Source organism: Corynebacterium marquesiae, assembly GCF_030229635.1.
GTDB lineage: Bacteria > Actinomycetota > Actinomycetes > Mycobacteriales > Mycobacteriaceae > Corynebacterium > Corynebacterium marquesiae.
Window position 1 is genome coordinate 1 of record NZ_JASPII010000049.1, and the last position, 374, is coordinate 374.

General features: G+C 57.8%; 1 pseudogene. It reads right to left on the reverse strand.

Annotated features, from left to right (window positions below):
* Positions 1–347 (reverse strand): annotated as a pseudogene (locus tag QP971_RS11320) (HNH endonuclease signature motif containing protein); the annotation flags it as partial.
* Positions 348–374 lie beyond the last annotated feature (27 nt).

Below are 374 nucleotides of genomic sequence, written 5' to 3' on the forward strand. Positions count from 1 at the left end.
TGGCCTTGTACTTCGGTGACTAGGGGTAGTTGGCGGATGCGGAAGTGGGCGCGGATGTATCCGAGGAGCTTCGAGTAGGAGATGCCGAGGTCTTTGGCAAGACTGGTCAGGCTTAGGTCAACATCCTCGTCTAGTTGCGGGAGGATGGCGCGGAAAAGAAACCAGGAGGTTTTACGCGTATAGGTGCCGGCTTTACCAATGTGGTTTCCGGGTGCGTTGGTGGTATAAAAGGCCTCTGGCACATCACCGTCGTCTAGGTGGTAGGCGTCGGACTGGTCGCCGATGAGGAGGGTGTCTGGGTAGTCGAGGGTGGTATCTGTTTCGGGCGGGGCGAGTGTGGCAGTCATGGATGGGGCACTCCAGCAGAGAAGAAC